This is a genomic window from Chitinolyticbacter albus, assembly GCF_024437655.1.
GTDB classification, from domain to species: domain Bacteria; phylum Pseudomonadota; class Gammaproteobacteria; order Burkholderiales; family Chitinibacteraceae; genus Chitinolyticbacter; species Chitinolyticbacter albus.
Genome location: NZ_JANBVF010000043.1, coordinates 18,266 through 44,306, shown reverse-complemented (window position 1 = coordinate 44,306; position 26,041 = coordinate 18,266). Strand labels below are relative to the sequence as shown.

At 65.1% G+C, this 26,041-nt stretch carries 26 protein-coding genes and 2 pseudogenes; 17 read left to right on the top strand and 11 right to left on the bottom strand.

From position 1 onward, the window contains the following. The 3 genes and pseudogenes from NLI84_RS17310 to NLI84_RS17300 all read right to left on the bottom strand — a co-directional run. Window positions 1–337, bottom strand: a pseudogene (locus NLI84_RS17310) (hypothetical protein); the annotation flags it as partial. 11 nt (window positions 338–348) lie between these two features. Then, window positions 349–795: an HAD domain-containing protein gene (locus NLI84_RS17305; RefSeq protein ID WP_255992034.1), complete on the bottom strand. Its 447-nt coding sequence runs from the start codon at window positions 793–795 to the stop codon at window positions 349–351. 110 nt (window positions 796–905) lie between these two features. Continuing rightward, window positions 906–1,166: pseudogene (locus NLI84_RS17300) on the bottom strand (transposase); the annotation flags it as partial. Between the two features lie 112 nt (window positions 1,167–1,278). Between NLI84_RS17300 and NLI84_RS17295 the strand changes: the two are divergent. The 11 genes from NLI84_RS17295 to NLI84_RS17245 all read left to right on the top strand — a co-directional run bounded on the left by NLI84_RS17295 (window position 1,279) and on the right by NLI84_RS17245 (window position 11,103). Continuing rightward, on the top strand, window positions 1,279–1,587 hold the full coding sequence (locus NLI84_RS17295) for a helix-turn-helix domain-containing protein (RefSeq protein ID WP_255992031.1): 309 nt from the start codon (window positions 1,279–1,281) through the stop codon (window positions 1,585–1,587). Window positions 1,588–1,753: 166 nt separating this feature from the next. Beyond that, window positions 1,754–2,374, top strand: a complete 621-nt coding sequence (locus tag NLI84_RS17290) for a type II secretion system protein GspD (RefSeq protein WP_255992030.1) — start codon at window positions 1,754–1,756, stop codon at window positions 2,372–2,374. Continuing rightward, window positions 2,371–3,429: a tetratricopeptide repeat protein gene (locus NLI84_RS17285; RefSeq protein WP_255992029.1), complete on the top strand. Its 1,059-nt coding sequence runs from the start codon at window positions 2,371–2,373 to the stop codon at window positions 3,427–3,429. Before NLI84_RS17290 ends, NLI84_RS17285 begins: the two co-directional genes overlap by 4 nt. Continuing rightward, entirely contained in the window at window positions 3,426–5,126 is a 1,701-nt protein-coding gene (locus NLI84_RS17280) for a GspE/PulE family protein (RefSeq protein WP_255992028.1), read from the top strand. Before NLI84_RS17285 ends, NLI84_RS17280 begins: the two co-directional genes overlap by 4 nt. After that, a complete protein-coding gene (locus tag NLI84_RS17275) occupies window positions 5,126–6,322 on the top strand; it encodes a type II secretion system F family protein (RefSeq protein ID WP_255992027.1) in 1,197 nt (398 codons plus the stop codon). The genes NLI84_RS17280 and NLI84_RS17275 overlap by 1 nt, the downstream gene beginning before the upstream one ends. After that, entirely contained in the window at window positions 6,319–7,761 is a 1,443-nt protein-coding gene (locus tag NLI84_RS17270) for a hypothetical protein (RefSeq protein ID WP_255992026.1), read from the top strand. The genes NLI84_RS17275 and NLI84_RS17270 overlap by 4 nt, the downstream gene beginning before the upstream one ends. Then, window positions 7,758–8,339 carry a hypothetical protein gene (locus NLI84_RS17265; RefSeq protein WP_255992025.1) on the top strand — a complete coding sequence of 194 codons (582 nt, stop codon included), beginning with the start codon at window positions 7,758–7,760 and terminating at the stop codon, window positions 8,337–8,339. The genes NLI84_RS17270 and NLI84_RS17265 overlap by 4 nt, the downstream gene beginning before the upstream one ends. Beyond that, window positions 8,336–8,611 carry a hypothetical protein gene (locus NLI84_RS17260; RefSeq protein ID WP_255992024.1) on the top strand — a complete coding sequence of 92 codons (276 nt, stop codon included), beginning with the start codon at window positions 8,336–8,338 and terminating at the stop codon, window positions 8,609–8,611. Before NLI84_RS17265 ends, NLI84_RS17260 begins: the two co-directional genes overlap by 4 nt. Further along, window positions 8,608–9,336, top strand: a complete 729-nt coding sequence (locus NLI84_RS17255; protein ID WP_255992023.1) for a hypothetical protein — start codon at window positions 8,608–8,610, stop codon at window positions 9,334–9,336. The genes NLI84_RS17260 and NLI84_RS17255 overlap by 4 nt, the downstream gene beginning before the upstream one ends. Then, on the top strand, window positions 9,333–10,061 hold the full coding sequence (locus tag NLI84_RS17250; protein WP_255992022.1) for a prepilin-type N-terminal cleavage/methylation domain-containing protein: 729 nt from the start codon (window positions 9,333–9,335) through the stop codon (window positions 10,059–10,061). Before NLI84_RS17255 ends, NLI84_RS17250 begins: the two co-directional genes overlap by 4 nt. Window positions 10,062–10,473: 412 nt before the next feature. Beyond that, window positions 10,474–11,103, top strand: coding sequence for a type II secretion system protein (locus NLI84_RS17245; RefSeq protein WP_255992021.1), 630 nt, complete (start codon window positions 10,474–10,476; stop codon window positions 11,101–11,103). A gap of 49 nt (window positions 11,104–11,152) precedes the next feature. On the opposite strand, the gene galE is transcribed toward NLI84_RS17245, so the two are convergent. Genes galE through lptF form a run of 3 tightly spaced genes read right to left on the bottom strand, consistent with a single transcriptional unit; the run spans window position 11,153 to window position 14,330 of the window. Continuing rightward, window positions 11,153–12,166 (bottom strand): UDP-glucose 4-epimerase GalE, encoded by a 1,014-nt coding sequence (gene galE / locus NLI84_RS17240; RefSeq protein WP_255992020.1) that lies wholly within the window; start codon window positions 12,164–12,166, stop codon window positions 11,153–11,155. 26 nt (window positions 12,167–12,192) lie between these two features. Continuing rightward, a complete protein-coding gene (gene lptG, locus NLI84_RS17235; RefSeq protein WP_255992019.1) occupies window positions 12,193–13,308 on the bottom strand; it encodes an LPS export ABC transporter permease LptG in 1,116 nt (371 codons plus the stop codon). Next, window positions 13,269–14,330 carry an LPS export ABC transporter permease LptF gene (lptF, locus tag NLI84_RS17230; RefSeq protein WP_255992018.1) on the bottom strand — a complete coding sequence of 354 codons (1,062 nt, stop codon included), beginning with the start codon at window positions 14,328–14,330 and terminating at the stop codon, window positions 13,269–13,271. The genes lptG and lptF overlap by 40 nt, the downstream gene beginning before the upstream one ends. Window positions 14,331–14,465: 135 nt before the next feature. On the opposite strand from lptF, the gene NLI84_RS17225 reads away from it, so the two are divergent. Genes NLI84_RS17225 through NLI84_RS17210 form a run of 4 tightly spaced genes read left to right on the top strand, consistent with a single transcriptional unit; the run spans window position 14,466 to window position 18,428 of the window. After that, window positions 14,466–15,959, top strand: coding sequence for a leucyl aminopeptidase (locus tag NLI84_RS17225; RefSeq protein WP_255992017.1), 1,494 nt, complete (start codon window positions 14,466–14,468; stop codon window positions 15,957–15,959). Continuing rightward, complete coding sequence (locus NLI84_RS17220) at window positions 15,959–16,354, top strand: hypothetical protein (RefSeq protein ID WP_255992016.1); 396 nt, start codon at window positions 15,959–15,961, stop codon at window positions 16,352–16,354. The genes NLI84_RS17225 and NLI84_RS17220 overlap by 1 nt, the downstream gene beginning before the upstream one ends. Next, entirely contained in the window at window positions 16,351–16,800 is a 450-nt protein-coding gene (locus NLI84_RS17215; RefSeq protein ID WP_255992015.1) for a DNA polymerase III subunit chi, read from the top strand. Before NLI84_RS17220 ends, NLI84_RS17215 begins: the two co-directional genes overlap by 4 nt. Beyond that, window positions 16,797–18,428 (top strand): DUF4573 domain-containing protein, encoded by a 1,632-nt coding sequence (locus tag NLI84_RS17210; protein WP_255992014.1) that lies wholly within the window; start codon window positions 16,797–16,799, stop codon window positions 18,426–18,428. Before NLI84_RS17215 ends, NLI84_RS17210 begins: the two co-directional genes overlap by 4 nt. A gap of 86 nt (window positions 18,429–18,514) precedes the next feature. Here the strand turns inward: NLI84_RS17210 and NLI84_RS17205 are convergent, their stop codons facing one another. The 3 genes from NLI84_RS17205 to NLI84_RS17195 are packed head-to-tail and all read right to left on the bottom strand — an operon-like array spanning window position 18,515 to window position 19,562. After that, the gene (locus tag NLI84_RS17205; protein WP_255992013.1) at window positions 18,515–18,838 is read right to left on the bottom strand and encodes a hypothetical protein; all 324 of its coding nucleotides are present in this window, start codon (window positions 18,836–18,838) and stop codon (window positions 18,515–18,517) included. After that, window positions 18,835–19,203: a phage holin family protein gene (locus NLI84_RS17200; protein WP_255992012.1), complete on the bottom strand. Its 369-nt coding sequence runs from the start codon at window positions 19,201–19,203 to the stop codon at window positions 18,835–18,837. Before NLI84_RS17200 ends, NLI84_RS17205 begins: the two co-directional genes overlap by 4 nt. Window positions 19,204–19,250: 47 nt before the next feature. Beyond that, window positions 19,251–19,562: an ElaB/YgaM/YqjD family protein gene (locus NLI84_RS17195; protein WP_255992011.1), complete on the bottom strand. Its 312-nt coding sequence runs from the start codon at window positions 19,560–19,562 to the stop codon at window positions 19,251–19,253. 210 nt (window positions 19,563–19,772) lie between these two features. Between NLI84_RS17195 and NLI84_RS17190 the strand changes: the two genes are divergently transcribed. After that, window positions 19,773–22,595 (top strand): valine--tRNA ligase, encoded by a 2,823-nt coding sequence (locus NLI84_RS17190; protein ID WP_255992010.1) that lies wholly within the window; start codon window positions 19,773–19,775, stop codon window positions 22,593–22,595. A 134-nt stretch (window positions 22,596–22,729) separates the two neighbouring features. Continuing rightward, on the top strand, window positions 22,730–24,382 hold the full coding sequence (locus NLI84_RS17185) for a methyl-accepting chemotaxis protein (RefSeq protein WP_255992008.1): 1,653 nt from the start codon (window positions 22,730–22,732) through the stop codon (window positions 24,380–24,382). 32 nt (window positions 24,383–24,414) lie between these two features. On the opposite strand, the gene NLI84_RS17180 is transcribed toward NLI84_RS17185, so the two are convergent. Together NLI84_RS17180 and NLI84_RS17175 are read right to left on the bottom strand one after the other, a co-directional pair. Then, the gene (locus tag NLI84_RS17180; protein WP_255992007.1) at window positions 24,415–25,383 is read right to left on the bottom strand and encodes a carbohydrate-binding protein; all 969 of its coding nucleotides are present in this window, start codon (window positions 25,381–25,383) and stop codon (window positions 24,415–24,417) included. Between the two features lie 125 nt (window positions 25,384–25,508). Then, window positions 25,509–26,009, bottom strand: a complete 501-nt coding sequence (locus tag NLI84_RS17175; RefSeq protein ID WP_255992006.1) for a carbohydrate-binding protein — start codon at window positions 26,007–26,009, stop codon at window positions 25,509–25,511. Window positions 26,010–26,041: the final 32 nt, after the last annotated feature.

Below are 26,041 nucleotides of genomic sequence, written 5' to 3'. Positions count from 1 at the left end.
CAGGCTCAGCGTTTACAGCCCTGTCCAGTTCGGCGCCAGCCACACCCAGCCCCGCTATTTCGACTAGCTCACCAGTGAGGGAGTGGCTCTGGCCCAGAAGTGCCGCCCCCAATGCCGCGATGAGCGCTTGGTGAGGATGGTCTGGATGCTCCGAACAGGAAAACGCCAACGTTGCCAAACCTCTTTCCGCAGCGGCCGGCAGCAAGTCCTGGGTGAGATATTCGGTCTTCCCAATCCCCTGCGGGCCCCGAAACGCCAAACGCGTAATGCCAGCGTCCACCATGGCGGCGAGATGTTGCTCGGCCAGCTGTCGTCGCGGGAAGTGCCAAGCGTTCATCGTGTCGCCTGTTATCGGTCCAAGCGGCCGAAAGCTCGGTTCAACCGCTGCCGAAGCTGCCGCTCTACAGCTTCATCAAACCCGCGCTCTGAATCGCAGTAGAGCACGTTCTCACTTGCTGGATCGAATAACGTTGGGATGTCGTCGATCGCGATCCACGGCACCGAGACAGTGGCGTGTTGCTGCACCCAGAGCTCGATTTCAGCTTGTCTTAGGTACGGGGTGGAGGCAGCGAGTACAGGCGTGGCGCCCAACAGCCGGTCCCGAAGATCTTCAGAAAACAGCCCGAGCAACTCCTCCCAGGGCATGATTTCGCGCCATGAACTGCTGATCACCACCTTCACGGAAGGATAGTCGCGCAGCACCGCCTCGAACCGTGGCAATAGCTCGAAAGGCAGCATATTGAAGGAGGACGGAGACATCGGATGTAGCACACCATCAAAGTCGAGAAACAACACAAACACTGTGGTGTCCCCAGTAGCGAGATCGTATGGAAGACTAGCCATCGACTAACCAGCCTCCACGGAAGTCGGGGCGGTTCACTCCGCTTGCGCGACGCGCTTTACTGCGCGAAGAGCAGTGCCGCTTTCTTGAGAATATCCCGTTCTTCGGTGACCCGAAGCAATTCCGCCTTCAGCCGCCTGTTCTCTGCCAGCAGTATGTCTTTGGTGGTCACAGAGGAGTGGCTTTGCTTCAAACGCCACTGGTCTAGCCACCGGTAGACGGTATTCCTAGAAATGCCGAGTTGGGCTGCTGCCTGCTGGGCAGTTATTTCCCGAGCTTCGATCTGTTGAACGATTTGCCACTTCTGCTCGTCTGGAATCTTCATTCCGACTCCTAGTTAGGCTGCGGAGAGGCACGCTCCGCCGAAAATGAACACTATAGATTGTAGCCCTATAGTGTTCGCTGGTGTGTTCTTCTGCCTTTTAAGAGCAGAGAACATGTCACCCAAAAGTCGCTTTGGACGTGGGCTACATCGCGTACGGAAAGCCGCAGGCCTGACCCAGGAAGCCTTCGGTGGCACAAGCAGCCGAACCTATGTCTCGGCCCTTGAGCGAGAACTGAAGTCGCCCACACTTGAGAAGATCGAAGAACTCGCTGAAACGATCGGCTGCCACCCCCTCACGCTGCTCGTTTTCGCGTACGTCGAGCCGCAGGCCGCCCCAGCCGAGATCGCAAAATTGCTTGAGTTTGTCTCAATCGAGATAGCGCGTTTCGCCAAAGGCACCTCAACTGAATCTCTCAACTGATGCTGTGGCTGGTCAGTACAGCCAGCGCAAAGCTCACGCTGACCTTGAATCTCAATGAAATCAGCCAGCACGAAGGCTGGCCGATTTATTACTGTTAACAATAAAAAACCACTGCTGCTACTGCCTCAAGAGCAAATATGTTTGTTTTTGCTCCATATAGTCCTTGATGAAAGTGGTCGAGGAGCAGGTCTACTTCACGATCGACATCGAGGAGGATCGTAACACCGACGGCGAGATCACCAACCGCACGTACGACAGCACCTTGCACACGGTGCCGGTGGGGCTGGTGCTGCAAGTGGTGCCGCAGATATCGGGCAGCGGTCAGATCCTGCTCAATGTGCGCCCCACCATCACCAATATCAGCGGCTACGTCGAGGACCCCGCCGTCGCCATCGTCGCCGCCAATGCCAATGTTCCAGTGAAGAGCCTGGTGCCGGTGCTGCAGGTGCGCGAGTTCGACTCCACCTTGCGCATCGCCAGCGGCGAGGTCGCCGTGCTCGGCGGGCTGATCCAGGACACGCTCGATGCCCATCGCGCCGGTCTGCCCGGTGTGTCGCGGCTGCCGCTGGTGGGCGATCTGTTCAGCTATCGCGACGACAAGGTGTCCAAGATCGAACTGGTGGTGTTCCTGCGCCCGCGCATCGTCGAGGTGGCCGATATCCAACGGGGTGATCTCAATCACTATGCCAAGCTGCTGCCAGGCGAGGACTTCTTCGATGCGCAGGACGATCAATCGCTCTCGGCATTCAACGGCGGCAGCGTCCCCACGGGCGGGAGCGCCCAGTGAGCCGCGCGCTCGACAATCTGAGACTGGAGCCGCTCGCAGCGCCAGGCGACGCCAAGCCCGGCGAATCGGCGACGGAAGCAGCGACCTCGCCCTTGGCCGCGCCGGCCCCAGGCAAGCCCGCCCTGTCTAACACCCCCCATCCACTCACACCGCGATCGGGGCGCAGCAACCGGTTAGGCCTGTTGCTGACGGGGCTGCTCGGCCTGCTGGCGGGTGTCGGGATCACGCTACAGCTTTCGCCCACGCCATTTCAGCCCATGCCACCGCGGCTTGCAGCGATTCCGCAGCCAACCAGGGTGCCCACGCAAAGACCCGCCACCGCGCCGACAGCGCAGCCCGCCACCGTATCCACGCCCACCGTCATCCCGCCCCTACCACAACCGGCCTTGCCACATCCAGACAACCCGCCTCGGCTGCAGCCGGGCCAGTCGCTGCTGACCGGCGGAATCGCGCCAGAGGCCGCTGTGACGATCAGCCGGGGCCAAGCTTCAGCTACGGCCCCCGCGCCCTTGCTCGCAGCCTGGCAAGCGCAACGGGACGGCAGAAGCGCCGAGGCCGAAGCGCTATACCGGCAAGCGCTGGCACGTGATGCACGAAATCTAGACGCCCTCAACGGGCTGGCGGCAGTGATGCAGGATCGCGGCGACGCGACCGCAGCCACCTCCTTGTATCGCCGGGTGTTGGCGCTGCAGCCCGGCAATGCCTATGCCATTGCCGCGCTGGCGCAGTTGCAGGGCGAGAGTGATGTCGACGAGGCCACCCAGCGCCAGCGCGCGCAGCACGCTGCGCCACACGCCTATGCGCTGGCCAACCGGCTTGCTGCAGCCGGTCGCTGGCGTGAGGCCCAGGCGTACTACTTTGAGGCCTGTAGCCGCGATCCGGACGAGCCCGATTACGTCTACAACCTTGCCGTCAGCCTGGACATGCTGGGGCAGAGCGGCCCCGCTACCGTTTATTACCGCCGCGCGCTGGAACTGGCCGGGCAGCGCAGCGGCCGCTTCGATGCCGCAACGGTGAAGGCGCGGCTCACCGAGCTTGCCGGAGCCGCGCCGTGAGCGCGCCGGACAAGCGCCCGCTCGGCGAGCTGCTGGTTGCGCGCGGCTATCTCGGCCACGACCAGTTGCGCATCGCGCTGATGGAACAGCAGCGTAGCAACGCGCCGCTGGGCAAATTGCTGCTGTCGCTGGGCTTCGTTTCCGAGAGCGTGCTGCGCGATGCGCTGTCAGAAAACCTGGACCAGACCAGCATCGAACTCGGGCAGTTGATCGCCGATCCGCGCGCGCTGGCGCTGGTGCCACAGGCGCTGGCGCGCCGCCAGCTGCTGCTGCCCATTGCCTGGGATGAAGCGAGCGCGAGCCTGACGCTGGCAATGGCCAGCCCCAGCAATCTGGTTGCACTCGATCAGGTGCGCCAGCAGTTGCCCATGGCCTGCCAGCTGGTGACGCGCCTCGCCAGCGAATCGGACCTGCTGGCCGCGATCGACCAATGCTACGGCTATACGCTGTCGATCGACGGCATCCTCAACGAGATCGAAACCGGCGAGGTCGATGCCGAGTCGTTGACCAGCAACCACGAATACAGCCAGCCGGTGGTTCGACTGATCGATGCGTTGTTGGCCGATGCCGTTGCGCGCAGCGCCTCCGACATCCACCTGGAGCCGGAGGCCGGGTTCGTGCGCATCCGCTACCGCATCGACGGCGTGCTGCGTCAGGTGTGCGTGCTACACAAGCGCTACTGGCCCGCCATGGTGGTACGGGTCAAGGTGATGGCCAACATGAACATCGCCGAGACGCGCGCGCCGCAGGATGGCCGCATCTCGCGCGTGCTGGCCGGGCGCAACATCGACTTCCGCGTCGCGGCGCAACCGACGATCTGGGGCGAAAACCTGGTGCTGCGCATCCTCGATCGCAAGAAAGGCCTGTTGCCCATCGCCGCGCTGGGGCTCACGCCACCCAACCTGGCCACGCTGCGCCGCATGCTGGCGCGCCCCGAAGGATTGATCCTGATCACCGGCCCGACCGGTTCGGGCAAGACCACCACGCTGTACTCCATTCTCGCCGAGCTCAACAGCGAGCAGGTCAACATCATGACGCTGGAGGATCCGGTCGAGTACCCGATACCCATGATCCGCCAGACCTCGCTGAACGAGGTGGTCAAGATGGACTTCGCCAGCGGCATTCGCTCGCTGCTGCGCCAGGATCCGGACGTGATCCTGATCGGCGAGATCCGCGACAAGGAAACCGCCGACATGGCATTTCGCGCGGCCATGACCGGCCATCAGGTCTACGCCACGCTGCATACCAGCTCGGCGATCGGCGCGCTGCCGCGCCTGGCCGACATCGGTGTGCGCGCCGACGTGATGGCCGGCAACATCATCGGCATCGTCGCGCAACGACTGGTGCGGCTACTCTGCGTTCAGTGCCGCACCCCCTATCGGGCCGGCGTGCGGGAGCGGCAGTTGCTCGGGTTCGCCACGGATGCCCCGGCGCCCACGCTGTACCGTGCGTGTGGCTGCCCCGCCTGCGAGCAGCAGGGCTACCACGGCCGTACCTCGGTGATCGAGATCCTGCGGCTCGATGCCGGGCTCGATGCGCTGGTCGCAACCGCCGCATCGCGCGATGCACTGCTCGCTGCAGCCGGCGAGCGCGGTTTTACGGCGCTCATCGACGATGCGTGCCGGCTCGTCGTTGCCGGCATCACCACGCTGGACGAGATCGCCCGCGTAATCGATCTGAGCGAGCGGGGGCCCTGATGCATTACCGCTGGCAAGCCGCGGACAGCGAGGGGCGCATCCGTCGCGGCGTGGAGGAGGCCACCACCGCCGCCGACCTGGAACGCCGGCTGCGTACACGGGGCCTGTCGCTGATCGCCAGCCGCGCATTGCAAGACAACATCTGGACCCGCTGGCGCCGCGTGAGCCGGCGCGACCTGATCGCCTTCACCTTTCACCTGGAACAACTGGGTCGCGCCGGAGTACCGCTACTCAGTGGTCTTGCCGACCTACGTGACGCGGTGGCTTCGCCCGCGCTGCATCAGGCCATCGTGCGCATCATGGAGGACGTGGAGGGCGGCAAGCGCTTTTCCGAAGCGCTGGCGCAGCATCCGGCGTTGTTCGATCCGGTCTATGTGAGCCTTGTGCGGGCCGGCGAAGAGAGCGGCCAGTTGCCGGTTGTGCTCGCCAACCTGACCGAGGCGCTGAAATGGCAGGACGAGATTGCCAGCGAGACCAAGAAGCTGGTGTCGTACCCCGCCTTTGTCTGCGTGCTGGTCGTGGGCGTGATTGCCTTTCTGATGGTGCATCTGGTACCGCAGATGGTCGACTTCCTCGAGGGCGCCGGCCAGGCGCTGCCTTTCTCCACGCAGCTGCTGATCTCCACGTCGCAGTTCGTGACGCATTACGGATGGGCGCTGCTCGCGGCGCTGGTCCTTTTGGTGATCGCCGTGCCCGCAATGGCACGCCGCCACGCGGGGCTAGCTGATTTCGCCGACCGTGTACGGCTGCGCATGCCGCTCTTCGGACCCATCGTCCATCGCATCGTGCTGGCGCGCTTTGCCCAGTGTTTTGCCATGTTGTACGCCGCCGGTGTGCCCATCCTGCAGGCACTGCAGATCACGCGCGACGTCGTACAGAACCGCGTCGTCGCCGCCGCGCTCGATCGCATCCAGGTCCAGATCCGCGATGGTCAGGGTGTGGCCGCGAGCTTCGAGCGAGAAGCACTGTTCCCACCCCTGGTGCTGCGCATGCTGCGCGTGGGCGAACAATCGGGTGCGCTCGACACCGCGCTGGCCAACGTCACCTATTTCTACCACCGCGACGTGCGTGTATCGGTGGCACGGCTGCAGACCCTGATCGAACCAGCGCTGACCGTGCTGCTGGGCGCCTTGCTGTTCTGGGTGATGTCGGCCTTGCTTGGGCCCATCTTCGACACGCTGGGCAAGCTGCGATGAGCGCGCTGGATCTGTTTCTGGTCGAGGCGGGCGCGATCAGCCACTGGCGCTGGCAGCATGGCGCGCTGCATCGCTTGGGCCAGCTCGCGCTCACTGCGCCCGACGCCTTGCGCTGCGACGATGTCGCGAGGCGTTGCGTGGTCCTGGTCGACCTGGCGGACGAAGGCTTCGTCCTCGATAGCCACAATCGGTTGCGGCGGCGTCATCAACTCGCCCGCAGCCGCCTGCGACTGGCCGAGCAATGGCGCCATACGCCATACCGCCGCGCCCAACCGCTCGCCGACGGCCGCGCCACGCTGCTGTGTGCGCTGCCACAACACGGCAGCGTCGACGCTTTACTGGCCGCGCTGGGCCGGTGCCACACCATTGTGACCGGCATCTACTCCACCGCCCAACTAGTCGCGCAGCTCTCTCCCCGCCTTGCCGGACCACGGCTGCTGATGTTCGCAGCCCCGGGCGGCGGCCTGCGCCAATGCTTTCAGTTAAATGGCGAACTGCGCTTCTCCCGCCTGTGCGACCACGGCCGGGACTACACCGAGCTGGCGCCAGAGGCGTGGGCCACTCGACTCGTCGGCGAAGTGCGGCAGGCACGCCAGCACCTGATCGCCGAGAGGCAGCTCACGCGCGACGACACCTTGCAGCTCACGCTGCTCGCCCGCGAGCACGGCGCAGCCACTGCCAGTGCGTTGCAAGCGCTGCTGTACGACGAGGGCGGCTATCGCACTGATACATTGCACCCCGGGCAGCTCACGGCAGGGCAGCATGAGCTGCTCCCCGCGCTCGCCGCGCAGCTCGCGGCATCCAACCTCGCCAGCCACTACGGCAATCAAAGCCAGCTCCACCGCTACCGGCTGCAACGGCTGTTGCGCTTGGGCAACCTCGCCACCCTGGGCCTCGTCGTCACCGCACTGGGCTACGCCGCGTACGCGCATTTCGAAACGGCCGGCCTCGCGGCCGCACGGCAACAGCGTGTGCGCGACGCGGCAACACAACACGCCGAAGCCATCCGCCTGCGCCACGCGCTAGGGCCCCACCTGGCCCAGGCCGAGCGGATGGCCACGGTACGCGAATTCGACCAGCGCTATCTCAACCACTGGCCCGCCCTGGTACCGCAACTGAAGGCGATCAGCCGGCAGCTCGACGGGCTCTCCCATCTGGCGCTGGAGCGCGTGCACTGGCGTATCGATCCGGCCGAAGCCGCCGATGCGCTACCGCCACCCGCCATTGAGCTCGCCGGACGGGTCGTGCCGCCCTACCGGGCTGCCGCCAGCGAACTTGATGTGCTCCAGCAACGCCTTGCCGCACACATGCAGGCCACCATCGTCGCGCAAAACCGACCCGGTGCACTCGATGAAGCCGCCGCGCTGGCAGGCGAGAATAGCGATGAAGCGACCGGCTTCGCGCTGCGGTTCAATCTTGCAACCCAGGCATCGCCATGATGACGCCCAACCGGCAGGACCTGCATCTGTTCTGGCGCGAACTGGCGATGCTGGCCACGGGGCTGCTGCTCGCGCTGCTGGTCACGGCGCTTGCCCACGAGCAGTTGCGCCAAGCCCGCGTTAAGCACGCCACGGCGCGCGAGCAGTTGCTGGCCTACCACTCGCAAGCGATTCGCCTCGCCTTAGCCTACGACACTTGGACGACCTACCGCGCGCGTTATGCCGAGCTACTCCGACGCGGACTGATGGATACCGCCACTCGGCCGGACTGGATCGAGCGTCTGCAACAGGCAGCGCTGCGTTACCGCATCGCACCCCGTCAGCCGTTTCCCGGCGCAACGCCGGTGGCCGGCCAGCAACTCTACGCCACGGCCATGACGCTGGAGTTCACCGCTGCGCACGAAGCCGCGTTCGAGGCCACGCTGGCTCGGATCAAGACCTTGCCCGGCTACGCGGTCGAGCACGATTGCGAGCTTGCGCTGAGGGCGCGACAGAGCGACCGCGATCACTCCGACCTCGATGTGCGTTGCACGCTCTACTGGCTGAGCATCGCGCCGGTCAGCGAGGCAAGGCCATGAGGCACCTGGCCATGCTGCTGCTGGTCTGCGCCCCTTGCGCGAATGCCGACGACTGGGGCCGTTTGTTCTTCGACGCCCCGGCCCGGCGCGAGATCGACAACGGCAAGACGCTGGCGACTGTGACTGCACCGCCTGCCCGCAGCCATCGTTTCGATGGCGAGCTGCGCCGCAACGGCCAGGTGATCCGCTTTATCGACGGCGAGCCGGCCGGCACGCGATCCATCCCCCAGGGCACGCGGGTCGGAGAGCAATGGCAAGAGCACCCACCATGAAACGACTGACCGGTGCCGCGCTGTTGGCGCTGCTACTCATCCTGGTGCTCACCTTCGCCACGCTATGGCTGGGCGTGCCTTGGCGCGCCCGGCTGACCGCCAGCGCCCGTGCCCACAATGCCGACGTGCTCGCTACCGCCAAGCGCGCCCTGCTGTCCTGGGCCACACTGCATTGCACGCAACCGGGCGCCATCCTCGGCAATGTCGTCGCCGGAGAATTGCCGCGTCCCGACACCGATGCGCCGGGTACGGCTGGCAGCGGCGCGCAAAACGTGGCTGGCGCACCACGCCTGGGTCGGCTGCCCTGGCGCACGATCGCCTTGCCCCCGCTACGCGACGCCAGCGGCGAGCTGCTGTGGTATGCCATACGCAACGAATACGGCGACAACGACGACGATCCGCCCGCCCCCTGCCTCACGCTCACCGTGCGCGACGCGGCGGGTGGACGCGTCGATGCCGCGCCGGCGCGCTGCATCATCGCACTGGTCATGGCCCCTGGTGCCGTGCGCACCGGCCAGGACCGTAGCAATCCGCTCGATGCCGCCGCCTACCTCGATGCCAGCATCGTGAGCGGCCATGCGGTGAATAACGCCGCTGCCACTGGCCCCTTCGTGCTCGGCCCGGTTGGCGATGGCGCCGATGTCAACGACCAGGTGCTCGCCATCACCTGGCAGGAATTGCGGCTACCTGGCACCAGCCGTCCCTGCACGATGCCTGCGCCATGAACAACCCCTGCGCGCCATCGCGCTCCGCCATCGGCTTCTCACTGGTGGAAATGGCCGTGGTCCTCTTGGTGCTGGGCGTGCTGCTTGCGGGCGTGCTCGGCCCCTTGCGCGCGCAGTGGCAGGCGGAAAGGCTACGCGAAACGCGTACCCGCCTCGATGCCGCCGAATCGGCATTGCTCGGCTACGCACTGCAGCGCGGGCGATTGCCCTGCCCTGCTGACCCTGCACGGGTGGGCAGCGGCGCCGGCGACGAAGATTGCAGCCGGGAACACGGCACGCTGCCTTGGTTGCTGCTGGGCGTGCCCGAAACCGACGCCTGGGGCCGACGCTGGCTCTACGCGGTGAGCCCCGGATTTGCCGATAGCGATGGCGCCACGCCGGCGCCGACAGCCAGCTGCGCCTCGCCCACACCGGTGCCGGGTACCGGAGTCAGCTTCACCTGGTGCAGCGCGGGCGCCTACACCGTCGCGGAGTCCGGCGGCGGAACGAATATGACCACCGACGCCGTCGCGGTGCTGGGCTCTTACGGCGCTGATGGCTTGGGCGGCCATGCGCGCGACGGCAGCACCATGGCTGCGGCAGCCGGCGAGCAAGCGGAAAATACCGACGGTGACGACGATTTCGTCGCCGGCAGCGAGATCGAAGGCAGTTTTGACGACCAGTTCCGCTGGCTGTCGACCTACCGTTTACACGAATGGATGCTCAGATCAGGACGGCATCCTTAGCACCTGTGCACACGCTTTTCGCAACAGCATTCGGGGCTGTAAGCCGGCATAAACAGGCCCTGGAGCAGCGCATGAAATCCTCGGCGAGTCGTGCCCACTTGCGTACCTGGTACGGCCGGCGACCGAAGATAAGCCCGCCCGATGCCTCTCTTTTCCGGGAGGCTCACACGGCTTGCCGGAACCGTTGCGCCGGGTTTGTTAGCCACCTTGAGGCCAAAGGCAATCCGTTTGTCATGAATTTACTGAATACGCTTTCAATTTCAGCGCGCATCACGACACTAAGATGAATTCGGGCCCGTCTGCTGGCGCACGCACTCGGCTCGCGTTTCCCGGATTTCCCCCGAAGTCGGGGAATCGGGAACCCTCAGCAGCTACAAACACAACTGACGATGTGAGTCGAAAAGGATGGTTTATGTCTTCCCGCCACCCAGGCCAGCTTGGCTTCACACTGGTGGAGCTTGCCACCGTCCTTGTCATCATCGGCCTGATCCTCGGCCTCGCCTTCAAGGGCAAGGATCTGATCGATGGCGCCAAGATCAAGAGCGCTCAGGCCAGCTCCAACAAGGTGCTGGCCAGCATGAATATCTATTTCGAGCGCTACGGCCGCTACCCCGGAGACGGCTGCGTGGCCGCGGTGCCGGTGACCGACACCGCACCGGCCAATTGCACCGCCGCACCCAATGGCAGCTACACCGCCGTTGAAGCCGCCACCCTTATGCCGCTGCTCGTCAACACCCACATCCTGTCCGCCTCCGACGCACGCAGCCCCTTTGGCGGCGACTGGACGGTGGCGCTGGGAAGCTCGGCGAGCAATACGCAGCCCACCGCGCTCTACCTCACCATCGGCGGCGTGGCCGGCAACAATGTCGACCTGCGCTACGTGTGTGCCATGGATACCCAGTACGACGACGGCAATCCCACCACTGGCCATATCCGCAGCAATGCCGCGCTTGGCTCCGGCACCGATCAATACCAGGCCGGCGACGACTGCTGGAGCCAAAAGGTCGGCCTGCAAGCGCTGAGCGTCCGCCTACTGCCGTGAAGCGCCCACCGCGAGGGAATCACCGGCGGCAACGCGCCGCCGGGTTTCTTCAGTCGTCGTAACCGTCCGGATTGCCACTCTGCCAGCGCCAGCTGTCGCGGCACATGGCAGCAAGATCGAGCTCGGCTTGCCAGCCCAGCACCTGGGCCGCTTTGGCCGGATCGGCGTAGCAGCTCGCCACATCGCCAGCACGGCGCTCAGCGATGCGATACGGTACCGGTCGCCCGCTGGCGACCTCGAAGGCCTTGACCATGTCGAGTACCGAATAGCCCTGGCCAGTGCCCAGATTGACGGCGAAGCAGCCTGGGCGCATCGCGAGTTTTTCCAGCGCCTTCACGTGGCCGCGCGCCAGATCGACCACGTGGATGTAGTCGCGCACGCCAGTGCCGTCGGGCGTCGGGTAATCGCCGCCGAACACCGAGAGCTCGACGCGCTTGCCGACGGCCACCTGGCTCACATAGGGCAGCAGATTGTTCGGGATGCCTTGTGGGTCCTCGCCGATCAGCCCACTTTGATGCGCGCCAGCCGGATTGAAGTAACGCAGAATGGCGATATCCCATCCGGCGTCGCTGCGATACAGATCGCGCAACATGTCCTCAATCATCAGCTTGGAGCGGCCGTAGGGATTGGTCGCCGACAGCGGAAAATCCTCGCGGATCGGCACCGACGCCGGATCGCCGTAGACGGTGGCCGACGACGAGAACACCAACCGCTTCACACCCACCTGGCCCATTGCCTCCAGGAGGCGCACGGTGCCGACGAAGTTGTTGTCGTAGTACTCGACGGGCTTGGCCACCGACTCGCCCACGGCCTTGAGCCCGGCAAAGTGCACCACGGCAGCAAAGGCGTATTCGCGGAACAGCGCGTCGAGCGCGGCGCAGTCGCGAATGTCGCCTTGAACGAAGGCCACCGGCTTGCCGGTGATCTGCTCGAGGCGGCCCAGCACCTCGGGCTTGGCGTTGCTGTAGTTGTCAAAGATCACCGGTGTGAAGCCGGCTGCGACGAGTTCGACGTAGGTATGCGAGCCGATGTAGCCGGCACCGCCGGTAAGCAGGATATGCACTGCGCGCTCCAGGATCAGGAATGGACTCAGCGACGTTCTTGCCGCCAAAGCAGCACGAGGGCAAGCGCCATGAACAGCAGCGTCGGAATCGACACGACTAGCGGCGCTGGCCATTGGTTGAGCTGGCCGAGGAACACCACGACGCGATTGAGGAAGTGGAACGCCAGGCCGGCGAGAATACCGATGAAGAGCTGCGTGCCCACATTCGCCGAGCGACGTTGCCCCTGTGCGAATGGCAACGCGATCACCATCATCGACAGACAAGCCAGCGGGTAGAACAGCTTGCCCCACAGCGCGAGCTGGTAGCGGCCGGTTTCCTGCTTGTTGCGCTCCAGGTGGTCGATATAGCTGTAAAGCGCGCGCGCCGACATCTGATCGGGCGACACCAGCAGCACCGCCAGCATTTCCGGCGTGATCGCCGTGCGCCACTCGAGGGTGGCCGGCGTGACCATATTGATCGCCTGCAGATCCTTGCCGAACCGTGTTTCACGCACGGTATCGAGGCGCCAGCGGCCGTTTTCATGGCGGCCGGTCTGGCTTTCGATGATGCGGCTCAGCTCGAGCTTGTCGCCGAATTCATAGATCCGCACGCCGAGTATGGTCAGGTCGGGCAGCATCTCGCCGATATTGACGATCTGCCTATCGTCCTTGACCCAGACGCCGGAGCGGAACTCGCCGACCAGCATCTTCTTGGTCGCGGACAAACGATGCTGGTTCGCCCAGCGCTCGGCCTGCGGCACGACGAACTCGCCCAGCGCCACCGTCAGCGTCGCATAGACGGCGCCGGTGAGCAGCAGCCAAGCCAGCAGCCGGCGTACGGACACCCCCGCTGCCCGCATCACGGTGAGCTCGGAATGGCCGGATAGGCTCGCCAGCGCGAAAATGGCACCGATCAGCACCGCGATCGGCATCAATTCATACGCATTGCCCGGCGCGCGCATCAGCACGAACAGCACCGCGTCGAGCAGGCGATAGCCGCCCTTGCCGAGCTCAGCCAGTTCAGCGATCAGGTCGAAGAAGGTGTAGAGCCCCAACAGCCCCGCCAGCGTGAACACCACGAAGACGGTGAGCTCCTTGAAGAAATAGCGCGACAAGAGACTCATCAGCGTGCCCTCACCCGGCCACGCCAGCGGTACAGCCACACGGTGAGCGCGATCGCCGCGCCGTGCAGCGGCCACATGCCCAGCCACACCGGGATCTTGCCGGTCGCGATCCAGACCTGGAACAGGTTGATGCAGTTGTAATAGAAAAAGTAGAGGAAGGCAGCGAACAGCAGGTTGAATGCCCGTCCACCCCGAGGATTGAAGAACGCCAGTGGCAGCGCCGCCAGCGTGAGGATCAGCGCGGAGATAGGCAGCGCGATACGCCAGGCGAGCTCGGCGTGATGCTCCAACTCGTCGCTACCCCATAAATCCTGGCTTTGCGTGGCCCGGGTGGAGGTGCTGGTCACGGTGCGCTCGTTGGATTCGACCAGCAGGTTGGCTTTCTTGAAATTGAGCACCTCGTATTCCTGGGTGCCGGGCACGCTGGAATAGGTACGGCCATCGCCCAGCCACAGCCAGCGCTCGCCTTCCGGACCCAGGGTCAGCCCGCCGCGTTTGGCGAGGATGACGGAGATCTTGTTGTCGCGCTTGAGCTGCACGAACACATTGCTGCCCGCCGCGTTGTCGCCAAAGTTCTCAACGAAGTACACCCGATCGGAGCCGCGCGATTCGCGAAATACGCCGGGCGCCACCTGGGTGACCTCCTGGCGCGACATCGATTCCCGCCGGAACTCGTCGCCCTTCTTCATCGCCCAGGGCGAGACGAACAGCGCCAGCACGGCGATCAGGACCACGATGGGAATGGCGAATTCAAGGATGGGCGGGATAAAGCTCTTGATCGATCGGCCGCTGGCAAACCAGATCACCATTTCGTTGTCGCGCCACAACCGCATCATCACCGACAGCACGGCGGCGAACAGCATCAGCGAGAATAGGATGGGTAGATAGCGGATCGAGGTGAACCCCATCATCGCCCAGACGGCACCGGACGCCAGGGCGCCGATCGCCGCCTGGCCGAGAAACCGCACGATCTGCGTCGTCATGACCAGGAGCAGCATCACGGTGAACACCGCGATCGCTACCCAGGACAGCTCGTGGATCAGGCTTTTACGAAAGAGCATGCGTTTTTGACTTGCGCGGGGGGCTGGGAAATAATCGGGCGGACCTTGTAAGTCCTCGTCCGGCGTGCCGTTGCGGCGCTCCGATCCAGCCTCGCCACACCAACGATGACGCCGCTCAGCATCAGGAGATTCGCCGTGGAATTTAGCATAAATAGCATCGCACCCGAAAAAGCCACTGGAGACAGCCTGGTACTCACCGTGAGCGGCACCACGTTACCGGCGGCCTATTCCAGGCTCGATGCCAGTCTGGCGGGAGGCCTCGGCGCGTTGCTGGCGGCGGGCGAGCTTGCCGCCAAGGCCGGTTCCGTGGCCACGGGCCTTCTCGCGCAAGGCGGCCGTCTGCTGCGCATCGTGGTCGTGCAATTGGGCGAAACACCGGACTTGGCCGCATTGCGCCAGGCCGCCACCGCCGCCGCACGCGCACTGCTCGCCGCCAAGGGCGCCAGCGCCGATGTCGTGGCCGCCCTGCCCAAGGGCGTTCCCCCCGATGCCTTCGTCGCCGCGCTCGCGCAGGCCCTCGTCTTCGAAAGCTATCGTTTCGACGACTTCAAATCCTCACCCGATCCCCGCGCCGCGCTGGCCCGTGTGAATTTTTCCACCGGCAAGAAGGCCGATATCCCCGCGCTCGAAGCCGGTGTCGCCCGCGGCCGGGCCATCGGTGAGGGCATGAACCTGACCCGCCAGCTCGGCAACCTGCCGGGCAATGTCTGCACGCCGACCTTCCTCGCCAATGAGGCGGTGAAGCTGGGCAAGGCGCACAAGCTCAAGGTACAGGTGCTCGATACCCCCGAGCTCGAGGCATTGGGCATGGGCTCCTTCCTGTCGGTGGCCAAGGGCTCGACCGAGGCGCCCAAGCTGGTCGTGCTCGAGTACAAGGGCGGCAAGAAGGGCGCCAAGCCCGTGGTCCTCGTCGGCAAGGGCATCACCTTCGATTCGGGCGGCATCTCGCTCAAGCCCGGTGAAGGCATGGATGAAATGAAATATGACATGTGCGGCGCAGCCACCGTGCTCGGCACGCTGCAAACCGCCGCCCAGCTGGCTCTGCCGCTCAACATCGTCGGCATCATTCCCACTTGCGAGAACATGCCAGCCGGCAACGCCAACAAGCCGGGTGACATCGTCAAGAGCATGGCCGGGTTGACCATCGAGGTGCTCAACACCGACGCCGAGGGCCGGCTGATCCTGTGCGATGCGCTGACCTACGCCGCGCGCTTCGAGCCAGAAACCGTGATCGACATCGCCACGCTGACCGGCGCCTGCATCATCGCGCTTGGTCATGTCGCCACTGGCCTCTATGCCAACGACGACGCGCTGGCCGATGAGCTGCTGGCCTCGGCCGACGGCACCGGCGACAAGGCCTGGCGCCTGCCGCTGTGGGACGACTACCAGGAACAGTTGAAATCGAACTTCGCCGACATGGGCAATATCGGCGGACGGCCCGCAGGCTCGGTCACCGCCGCGTGCTTCCTGTCGCGCTTCACCAAGGATTACCGCTGGGCCCACCTCGACATCGCCGGTACCGCCTGGAAGAGCGGTGCCGCCAAGGGCGCGACCGGCCGGCCCGTGCCCTTGCTGGTCGATTTCCTGAGCAGCCGCGCCGCGCAGCTCGGCAGGAAGGACAAGAAGTAATGGCCACGCCACGCCGCAGGACGGCTCGTCACGCCACCGCGCTGTTGCTCGGCCTGGCGCTGGCGAGCGCCAGCCATGCCGCACCGCCGGATCGTGAAACCGTCGGCCGGTTGGTGGCGACCGCGCTGCTTGCTGACAGCTTTTCCGAAATCTGCGAACAGCGCAGCAGCAAACCGGAAACCGGCCGGGCGCTGGATGCCCTCGCCCGCTGGCCCGAGCAGCAGGCCGAAGCACGCACCTTCACCAGCAATACCTACCCGGAGCTGCTGAAGGGCCTGCAGCCATTGATCGCCGAAGCCGGCGGCTGTGACGTCTCCGACCTACGCCAGCAGCGCGCCGACAACGTGCGTGAATTCGACGAGCGGCTGACCCAGCTCAAGGCCTTGCCCGAATGACGGGATCGGTCACCTTCTATTTCAACGTGACCCACCGCGAGCAGGCGCTATGCCAGCTTGTCGGCAAGGCCCTTGCGCAAGGGCTGACGGTCAATGTGTACACCGCCGACGCCAACGACAGCAGCGCCGTCGATCGCTTGCTGTGGGAGGTGCCACAGACCGGCTTCCTGCCGCATTGCGCCGCCGATGACGCGCTCGCCGCCCGCACCCCCATCATCGTCGACCATCGTGATGGCTTGATGGCGCCGCGCGCGGCGCTGTTCAATTGGACCGACGCCCCGCCACCGGAAGCGCTGCGCCAGGGACGGATCTTCGAGATCGTCGATCGCGACGACAACCATCGCAACCGGGCGCGAGAACGCTGGCGCGCTTATCAGGCACTCGGCATCACCCCCACCGCCATCGACATGCTGGAACTGGCGGCCCAGCGGAGCACCACGCCATGAGCGAAGACGACAGCGTCAGCCCGCTATTCAACAAGATGGACGCCCTGATGGCGCGCCACCGTGGCGGCACGCGTGCGGGAGACGACGACATCCCCGTGCTGACCGAGGAACTGGACGACATCCCGGTGCTGACCGAAGCGCTGGAGGACGACGACATTCCCATCCTCATCGAGCCCGTGAACGACGACCTCCCCGTGGGCGAGATCGCGCGCGCACCGCACGAGCGCGATGTGCAGGTGGCAAACGCCCATCACGAAGAACTGCTGTTCGACCCGCGGGAGTTCCACCGCCCGCCACCCACCGCGCAACTGGCTGTGCCCGCGCCTACGCCAGTGCTGCGCGAGGACAAGCCCGCCGCCGCCGAGGCGTTCCTCGATCTGCCGCTGCTCGACCTCGATGCGCTGGCAACCGAAGTGCAGCCCTTTGGTGCCAGCGAAGTGGTCATGGCCAGTGGCGCCGCGCCTGCCGCGCTGCGCTGGGAAGAGGAGGAGGAAGGCTTTCAGCTGCCGGCGCCTGGCTCGGCGCAACGGGCTGAACAGCCGCAACCGGCACCCGCCGCCACCCTGCGCTTTGACGACGTCGCACCGCCGCCACGACGGCTGGATCTGGAGCTGGAACCGGCCGAGCCAGCGCAGGCCGTCGAAGCCGTCGAAGCCGTCGAAGCCGTCGAAGCCGTCGAAGCCGTGGAAGCCGTCGAAGCCGTGGAAGCCGTCGAAGCCGTGGAAGCCGTCGAAGCCGTGGAAGCCGTCGAAGCCGTGGAAGCCGTCGAAGCCGTGGAAGCCGTCGAAGCCGTGGAAGCCGTCGAAGCCGTGGAAGCCGTCGAAGCCGTGGAAGCCGTCGAAGCCGTGGAAGCCGTCGAAGCCGTGGAAGCCGTCGAAGCCGTGGAAGCCGTCGAAGCCGTGGAAGCCGTCGAAGCCGTGGAAGCCGTCGAAGCCGTGGAAGCCGTCGAAGCCGTGGAAGCCGTCGAAGCCGTGGAAGCCGTCGAAGCCGTGGAAGCCGTCGAAGCCGTGGAAGCCGTCGAAGCCGTGGAAGCCGTCGAAGCCGTGGAAGCCGTCGAAGCCGTCGAAGCCGTCGAAGCCGTCGAAGCCGTCAGCATTGTCGCGGAACCGGATGAGCTGTCCAGCACCTTGGCCGATTTCAACCGCCGTGCCAGCGAGCAATCGCCCGAAGCTGACGAGCTGCATATTGCGCTCGCAGCCGATCCGCATATCGAGCTGCATCTGGACCCGCATGTCGAAACCGAGCTGGTGCAGCAACCGGCCATGGCCAACGCTGCCCCTATCGTCATCGAGGCCGTTGAACCCGTAGCGATCGCCGAGCCGAGCGATGTGTCCGCAGCGGTCGTCGACTCCTTCCCGGAGCCGACCCTTCCTCCACCCCCGCCCAAGCTGGACGAAGCTGCCATTGCCGAACTGACTGCGGGCGTGGCCGCGCATCTCGCGGTCGATATCGCGATGGAAGTGGATCGATTGTCACGCCAGCACTTCAAGACGCTGATGAGCGCGCTCTACGCCGAAGCGGCGACCACGCTGGCAACGCAGATCAGTCACGATCTGGAAGCGCGGTTTGCGCCGCGGGTGGCCGAGCTCGTCAAGAACGAATTGCGCCGCCAAGGACTGGTCGACTAGAGCCTGTCGTCACGTGTTGCACGGCCCGCGCTGGGCCACGATGCCAAGCAGCCCGCTCCATGGCGGGCTGCTTGGCGTCTAACCTATCAATTCGTGTCCGCTGCGGCTGCGCGGGCGCGACGACGTTGCAGGAACTGGCGCACGATGCGCGCCGCTTTCCATGCGCCGAGCAGCATGGGAAGCAATCGGCTCGTCTGCGCGAACTTGCCGCCGCCGAAGAAGCTGCTCGCCACCCCGAGCCAGGCGCCGGGATTGTGCAGCAGGCGCTGCCACCAACTACCGGCTTGGTCCGCCACAAAGGGATGGCGCAGCTGTGTAAGGCTGACCGAGAGTTCCAGCCTGTGCATTTCCGCCTCCAGCCGCAGCAGTTGCTTGCGCGCTTCGCGGCTCGCGCGTATCGCCCGGCTCATAGCAGTCTCTCCCGATCGCGCCGCAACTCTTCCAGTGTGACGGCGAAAGGTTGTGGTCCGCGGGCAAAGCCACGCCACGCAAGCCAGACGCAGCCGGCGCCTATCGCCAGGAAAATCGCGCCGACCACGACCAGCATCACGACGCGCGATTCGTGCGGCAGGTAGAGCACCAGCGCCCAGGCAAAGGCGACGAGGCACATCACCAGCAGGCTGGCACCGAGTACGCCCAGGATCAGCGTGCGCAACAAGCGCTCGCGTGCCTCTTCAAGTTCGATGCTGAAAATCCCGAGGTGGGCATGCAGCAAGCCCACGGCAGCGGCAGCCAGCCGATTCAGCGGACGCGGGTTGTTACTGGATTCGCTCATCATCCATCCAGGAAAAAGGGCGACGGAAACTCCGTCGCCCTGGCGGTTTAACGACGCGAGACCAAGAGGCCGAGGAGGAAACCGACACCGGCAGCAACGCCGATCGACGTCCAGGGGTGCTCGTGCACGTATTCATCGGTGGCCTTGGCGGCGATACGCGCCTTCTCGGCGACGAGCTTCTCGGTTTCCACGAGCTTGGTGCGTGCCGCCGAGAGGTTGGCGGCGATTTTTTCCCGCAAGGCCTGCGCTTCGGCGCCTCCCACCTGGGCCACGTCCTTCAACATCCCCTCGGTATCGGTAATTACGGTGCGCAGGTCATCGAGCAGTACATCCTGATCAGCCTTCAGCTTTTCATTCATGGCAGTCTCCTGGTTGGGAATCTTGGGTGTAGCAGGCCTTTCATTATCTTGGGCAAAGATTCAGACAAACCATAGGAAAAATGACATTTTCACGGCAGGAATCCGCCGACAGTCCCCAACCATGCGGCGTGCGGCACCTTTGGACGCCAGCCGCCGGTCAGCGACGCTTGTCGGTATAATTCGCGGTTTCCCAACGATTTCCCGCTGCCCATGAGCACCGCACTCGACCAACTCGCCAAGAGCTTTGAACCTGCCGCCATCGAGGCGAACTGGTACCCGCGCTGGGAAGGCGCGAACTATTTCAGCCCCAGCATGGATCTGAGCGCCCCGTCGTTCGCCATCCAGCTGCCGCCGCCGAACGTGACCGGCACGCTGCACATGGGCCACGCCTTCAACCAGACCATCATGGACGGGCTGACGCGTTATCACCGCATGCGCGGCGACAATACGCTGTGGCTGCCGGGCACCGATCACGCCGGCATCGCCACGCAGATCGTGGTCGAGCGCCAGCTCGATGCGCAGGGCGTGAACCGCCACGACCTCGGCCGCAAGGCATTCATCGACAAGGTGTGGGACTGGAAGCAGCAATCGGGCGACATCATCACCGGCCAGATGCGCCGCATGGGTGCTTCGGTCGACTGGGGCCGCGAGTACTTCACGATGGACGACAAGATGTCGGGCAGCGTGACCGAAGTGTTCGTGCGCCTGTTCGAGCAGGGCCTGATCTATCGTGGCAAGCGCCTGGTGAACTGGGATCCGGTGCTGGGCACGGCCGTCTCGGACCTCGAAGTGGTCAGCGAGGAAGAAGATGGCCACATGTGGCACATCAAGTACCCGGTGGTCGGTAGCGACGAGTTCGTCACTGTGGCCACCACCCGGCCGGAAACGCTGCTGGGTGACGTCGCTGTCGCGATCAACCCGGATGACGAGCGCTACCAGCATCTCCTGGGCAAGCAGCTGGCGCTGCCACTGACCGGCCGCACCATCCCGGTGATTGCCGACGACTACGTCGACAAGGAATTCGGCACCGGCTTCGTCAAGATCACGCCGGCACATGACTTCAACGATTATCAGGTCGGCAAGCGCCACGACACGCGCCTCGTCAACGTGATGAGCCTCACCGCAACCATCCTGCCGCAGGCGCAGGTGTTTGGTTTCGATGGCACAGCCCACGAGGCGATTGCGCTGCCCGCCGCCTATGCCGGCCTTTCAACTCGCGACGCGCGCAAGGCCATCCTGGCCGATCTGGAAGCCACCGGCCTGCTGCTGGAAACCAAGAAACACAAGCTGATGGTGCCGCGCGGCGATCGCACCGGCACCGTGATCGAGCCGATGCTGACCGACCAGTGGTTTGTCGCGATGAGCAAGCCGGACGAAGCCACCGGCAAGAGCATCACGCAGAAAGCGCTGGAAGTCGTACAGAACGGCGAAGTGCAGTTCGTCCCAGGCGATTGGGTGAACACCTATTACGCCTGGCTCAACAACATCCAGGACTGGTGTATTTCGCGCCAGCTATGGTGGGGCCACCAGATCCCGGCCTGGTACGACGACGAAGGCCGCTGCTACGTGGCGCGCACCGAGGCCGAGGCACTGGCGCAATCGGGCGGCAAGGCACTGCGCCGAGACGACGACGTGCTCGATACCTGGTTCAGCTCGGCGCTGGTGCCGTTCTCCAGCCTGGGCTGGCCCAACGCCACCAACGAACTGAAGGCCTTCCTGCCGTCCTCCGTGCTCGTCACCGGCTACGACATCATCTTCTTCTGGGTGGCCCGGATGATCATGATGACCACGCATTTCACCGGCCAGGTGCCGTTCAAGCACGTCTACGTGCATGGGCTGGTGCGCGACGGCGAAGGCAAGAAGATGAGCAAGTCCGAGGGCAATGTGCTCGATCCGGTCGACCTGATCGACGGCATCGCGCTCGCGCCGCTGCTGGAAAAGCGCACCTCCGGCCTGCGCCGCCCGGAAAAAGCACCGCAGGTGGCCAAGAAAACCGAGAAGGAATTCCCGGACGGCATTCCGGCCTATGGCGTCGACGCGCTGCGCTTCACCTTCGCCTCGCTGGCGTCCTTAGGCCGCTCGATCAACTTCGACCAGAAACGCTGCGAGGGCTATCGCAACTTCTGCAACAAGCTGTGGAACGCCACCCGCTTCGTGCTGATGAATGTCGAAGGCAAGGATTGCGGCCTGGAAGCGAACGCCGACCTGGATTACGGCTTTGCCGACCGCTGGATCATCAGCCGGCTGCAGGAAGCCGAGCAGGCCGTCACGCTGGCGCTCGATACCTTCCGCTTCGATCTGGCCGCTCAGGCGATCTATGAATTCGTCTGGAACGAGTACTGCGACTGGTATATCGAGCTCGCCAAGGTGTCGGTGCAGACCGGCAGCGAGGCGCAGCAGCGCGCCACCCGCCGCACGCTGATCCGCGTGCTGGAAGTGATCCTGCGCCTCACCCACCCCATCATGCCCTTCATCACCGAGGAGCTGTGGCAAGTGGTGGCGCCGCTCGCCGGCAAGAAGGACAGCGAGTCCATCATGGTCGCCGCCTGGCCGCTCGCCGACGAAGGCAAGCTCGATGCCGCAGCAACCGCCGTGGTCGACGAGCTGAAGGCGCTGGCCTTCGCCGCGCGCAACCTGCGCGCCGAGATGGGCCTGGCACCGTCGCAGAAGGTGCCGCTCTATATCGAGGGCGGCCTGGAGCTGGCGCGCTTTGCCGAGTACCTGAAATCACTGGCCAAGCTGTCGGAAGTGCACATTGCTACCAACCTGCCGGACGACGACGCGCCGGTGGCCGTGGCCGGCGGCACGCGGCTGATGCTCAAGGTCGAGGTCGATCGCGAGGCGGAGACCGCGCGGCTGACGCGCGAGATTGCCAAGACCGAGGATGGCCTCTCCAAGATGGTTGCCAAGCTGGAGAAGCCGGGCTACATCGACAAGGCGCCGGCCCATCTGGTGGAGAAGGACAAGGCACTGGTGGCGGAGCTCTCAAGCAAGCTCGCGCAACTGAAGGCCCAGCTCGCCAAACTGGGCTGAAGCTGACAAGGGCGCCGTGCAATGCGGCGCCCTGGCCTGCAAGCTATGGCCATTTCTTGATCCCGCTCGGGTCAGCGCTTGAAGCAGTCGACTACACTCCCGCACCTGCCTGATCCCGTTCCACGGAAGCCCCCTTGAGCACCCCCATCCTCGCCACCCAACGTGGCTCGCTGTTTCGCCGCATCCTGTTCTGGATCCTCGCCGTCGAGGTCATCGTCATCGCCGGCTTCTCGGCCAACAGCTATTTCGACAAGGTGCGCGACGTGCGCACCGAGATCGATGGCCGCCTGCGCGCCACGGCCCAAGCCGTGCCCTACATCATCCCGGCCGACTACCCTGCCCGCGCCAAGGACGCGCAGGCCATCGCCGCGGACGAGTACAAGGCGCTGGTGCTGCGCCTGGGCGACTACGCCAAGCAGGTGGGGCTGGCCTACACCTACCTGCTGAAGGTCGAGGGCGACAAGGTGTTCTACATCTCCGACGGCGTGCCACGCGCCGAGTTCGAGGCCGGCGACTACATCAAGTACTTCGAACACTACGACGACGCCGACCCCGCCACACTGGATGCGTGGCGCAGCGGCCAACCCCGCTTCGCCGAGTACGAGGATAAGTACGGGCGCTTTCGCTCCATCTTCATGCCGATGAAAGCTGCTGACGGCACACCCTACTTGATCGGCGTGGACATCACACTCGATCACGTGACGCAGGCACTGCACCGCACGCTGCTGAAGATGCTGCTGATCGCCGCCGTCTGCCTCGCCATCGGCACCGGCCTTGCCGTGGTCGCGGCCCGGCGACTGGCGGTACGGGTGCAACAGATGGCACGCGATATCGACGCCGTGGCCGACGCGCGCGACCTGACCCGGCCAGTGGCGGTGCAGGGCAGCGACGAGATCGCGCGCATCGCAGAAAAGCTGAACCGCTTGCTGGCCATGGTGCGCGAGGTGTTCGCCACCGCGCGCGGCAGCGCCAACGAAACGGCGACCATGGCGCAGCAGTTCGTCGGCCTGGCGCAGGAGTTGCGCAACGAGGTCGGCCAGGGCGCTCGTCAGCTCGGCAAGATCGGTGGCGAGGTCAGTCATATCCGCGATGCCGCCACCGAGGCGGCCAACCTGGCAGGCGCGGTGCGCAGCGGCGTCTCAGCTGCCGCCACCAAGCTCAGCAGTGCGCGCGGCGAGCTCGACCAGATGGTGCGCGCGGTGAACGACAGCGCCAATGCGAGCCAAGCCATCGCCGGGGAGCTGCAGCAGCTGACACGCGAAGCCGAACAGATCACGCATATCCTGGATGCGATCAAGGGCATTTCCGACCAGATCAATCTGCTGGCGCTCAATGCCGCGATCGAGGCGGCGCGGGCCGGCGAAGCAGGGCGCGGCTTTGCCGTGGTCGCCGATGAAGTGCGCAAGCTCGCCAACCAGACCGACACGGCGCTTGCCAATTCACAGCGCGCGGTGACCGGCATCGTCGGCGCCATCGAGACCACCAGCAGCCGCATGTCGGCCACGGCAAGGCAGGCGCAGCAACTGGTGGCCAGTGCCGATGAAGCACTGGGCGCCATTGCCGACAGCGTGGGTGCGATGCAGGATGCCGAGCGCCATGTCGGCGCCAGCGCGGCGCAGACCCAGGCGATCGAGAACGCAGTCAACCAAATCGGCAACGAGGTCGATGCGCTCAAGCAATCGTTCGGCGTCAGCGCACGCGACGCCGATGATATCTATGCGGCGGCGGCCGAGCTCGGCCACAAGTCTGATGCCTTGCGTGGTGAGCTCGACCGCTTCAAGAGCTGACCGAGTCCCGGCGCCAAGCCGGGACGCGATCATCAAAGCTCAGGCGTGAAACGGCGGCAACTGCCGCCCACCCCGCACAACGATAGCGTTGTGCCGGCGCCTTCGGTGTACGTCCGCTTATGGTTCATCCAGTACCCGGCGGCGGCGCTCGACTCGTACTGCGTAGCCGAAGGCACGCGGGTGACCAGACTCCCGTTGTGGTCGGTCACCTCGATGCCTGCCACGACCTGGTCCGGATCAGCGACCACCTGCCAGTCGTAATGCCGCTTTTCGTAGAAATAATCGTGGTACGGCTGCTGCCAGTCATTGCGCCAGCAGTATTCCTGGGTGATCGTGCCCTGGATGACGACCTTGCTCATGCCCACGCGATCGTCCACACGCAGGAACTCCCAGACGCCCCACTCCGCACCGGGCGCCTCGCCGCTGGTCCACCAGCGCGCGCGATAAATCTTGCCCTGGTGCGACGCCTCCTGCCCGGCCACATAGGTCTGCTGTGCGCTCCAGTACGGCACGCCAGCAGTGGAGATCAGCTCCCATGGTCCCCATCCTCCCGTCTGCGGTATGTCGCCCTGGGTCCACCAGCGCGCGCGATACTGCGTGCCCTGGTAGCTGATGATCTGGCCGGTGGTATAGGCCTGCTCTGCCGACCAAACCGGTATCGCCGGAGTCGGCGTGACATACGGATTCGGGGTCGGCGTGAACCACGGGGTGGGCGTCGGCGTCGGGCTGGGCCGCGGCGTCGGCGTGACGCCCGGCGTCAGCGTCGGTGTGGGGGTGGCGATCGGGACCGGCGTCGGTGGCAGCAGCGACGGGTCCAGCGGCTTCAGCGATATCGAGTAGACATTGATCGTGCAGTTCGCATAGAAGCCGCCGGGCCCGGTCGGCACATAGGTGACCGGTGCGCGGGTCGGTGGGATCGGCGTCGGGGTCAGGGCCAAAGCGTTGCTGCTCAGCATGGCCAGCGCCATGGCAGCCGCCAGTGGGGATAAAACACGGTGCATGCGGGATCTCCATCCTTGTAGTTGGTAGACGCCATGCTCGGCATGACACAAGCATGGCGCTAGCATCCTAGTTCAGATGGTTGCCGCTTCGGCTACCGCTCACCACCGATAGACGGTATAAGCGCTCAAGGCAGTTTGACGCGCAGCCACACGTCGGGGGCACGGTCAGGGCGCCAGTTGATCGCCACGCTCGAACCGACGTCACGACGCGCCTGGTAGGCGTAGCCTTCGTGCCACACCCATTCGCCGCGATGGTAGCCGCGATCGTGATTCCAGCCAGCCGGGCGCCAGTGCGGATCGCGGTGCCACGGTTTGTCACCGCGATAGCCCGGATCACCGGGGTAGCCGCTGGGCCCGCGCCACTGGCCGGTATCGTGGCCGCGTTCATCGTAGTAGCGGCGATCGCGGTGGTGACGCACCGGCTCCCACAGCGAATGCGCGTCCGCAGGAGTCCAGCCGGCGCCACGCCAGGCGGTGTGGCTCTGCACCACGCGCCATTGCTGGCCGTGGTATTCGACGACCTCGCCAGCGCGATAGTTGCGGCCTTCGCGCCAGTGCGGTGTTGCTTCGGCCTGCGCAGCGAACAAGGCACCGGCCAGTGTCAGTGCAGTGATGATGGTCTTCATGGAGCTCCTCCTTGGTTTGCCTCCTGTGCACC

Bases quoted from the DNA above. Each gene is read 5' to 3' on its own strand.
- NLI84_RS17295 (WP_255992031.1), top strand. From the start codon at position 1,279: ATGTCACCCAAAAGTCGCTTTGGACGTGGGCTACATCGCGTACGGAAA.
- NLI84_RS17290 (WP_255992030.1), top strand. From the start codon at position 1,754: ATGAAAGTGGTCGAGGAGCAGGTCTACTTCACGATCGACATCGAGGAG.
- NLI84_RS17275 (WP_255992027.1), top strand. From the start codon at position 5,126: ATGCATTACCGCTGGCAAGCCGCGGACAGCGAGGGGCGCATCCGTCGC.
- NLI84_RS17270 (WP_255992026.1), top strand. From the start codon at position 6,319: ATGAGCGCGCTGGATCTGTTTCTGGTCGAGGCGGGCGCGATCAGCCAC.
- NLI84_RS17265 (WP_255992025.1), top strand. From the start codon at position 7,758: ATGATGACGCCCAACCGGCAGGACCTGCATCTGTTCTGGCGCGAACTG.
- NLI84_RS17260 (WP_255992024.1), top strand. From the start codon at position 8,336: ATGAGGCACCTGGCCATGCTGCTGCTGGTCTGCGCCCCTTGCGCGAAT.
- NLI84_RS17255 (WP_255992023.1), top strand. From the start codon at position 8,608: ATGAAACGACTGACCGGTGCCGCGCTGTTGGCGCTGCTACTCATCCTG.
- NLI84_RS17250 (WP_255992022.1), top strand. From the start codon at position 9,333: ATGAACAACCCCTGCGCGCCATCGCGCTCCGCCATCGGCTTCTCACTG.
- NLI84_RS17245 (WP_255992021.1), top strand. From the start codon at position 10,474: ATGTCTTCCCGCCACCCAGGCCAGCTTGGCTTCACACTGGTGGAGCTT.
- lptF (WP_255992018.1), bottom strand. From the start codon at position 14,330: ATGCTCTTTCGTAAAAGCCTGATCCACGAGCTGTCCTGGGTAGCGATC.
- NLI84_RS17220 (WP_255992016.1), top strand. From the start codon at position 15,959: ATGGCCACGCCACGCCGCAGGACGGCTCGTCACGCCACCGCGCTGTTG.
- NLI84_RS17215 (WP_255992015.1), top strand. From the start codon at position 16,351: ATGACGGGATCGGTCACCTTCTATTTCAACGTGACCCACCGCGAGCAG.
- NLI84_RS17210 (WP_255992014.1), top strand. From the start codon at position 16,797: ATGAGCGAAGACGACAGCGTCAGCCCGCTATTCAACAAGATGGACGCC.
- NLI84_RS17205 (WP_255992013.1), bottom strand. From the start codon at position 18,838: ATGAGCCGGGCGATACGCGCGAGCCGCGAAGCGCGCAAGCAACTGCTG.
- NLI84_RS17200 (WP_255992012.1), bottom strand. From the start codon at position 19,203: ATGAGCGAATCCAGTAACAACCCGCGTCCGCTGAATCGGCTGGCTGCC.
- NLI84_RS17195 (WP_255992011.1), bottom strand. From the start codon at position 19,562: ATGAATGAAAAGCTGAAGGCTGATCAGGATGTACTGCTCGATGACCTG.
- NLI84_RS17190 (WP_255992010.1), top strand. From the start codon at position 19,773: ATGAGCACCGCACTCGACCAACTCGCCAAGAGCTTTGAACCTGCCGCC.
- NLI84_RS17180 (WP_255992007.1), bottom strand. From the start codon at position 25,383: ATGCACCGTGTTTTATCCCCACTGGCGGCTGCCATGGCGCTGGCCATG.
- NLI84_RS17175 (WP_255992006.1), bottom strand. From the start codon at position 26,009: ATGAAGACCATCATCACTGCACTGACACTGGCCGGTGCCTTGTTCGCT.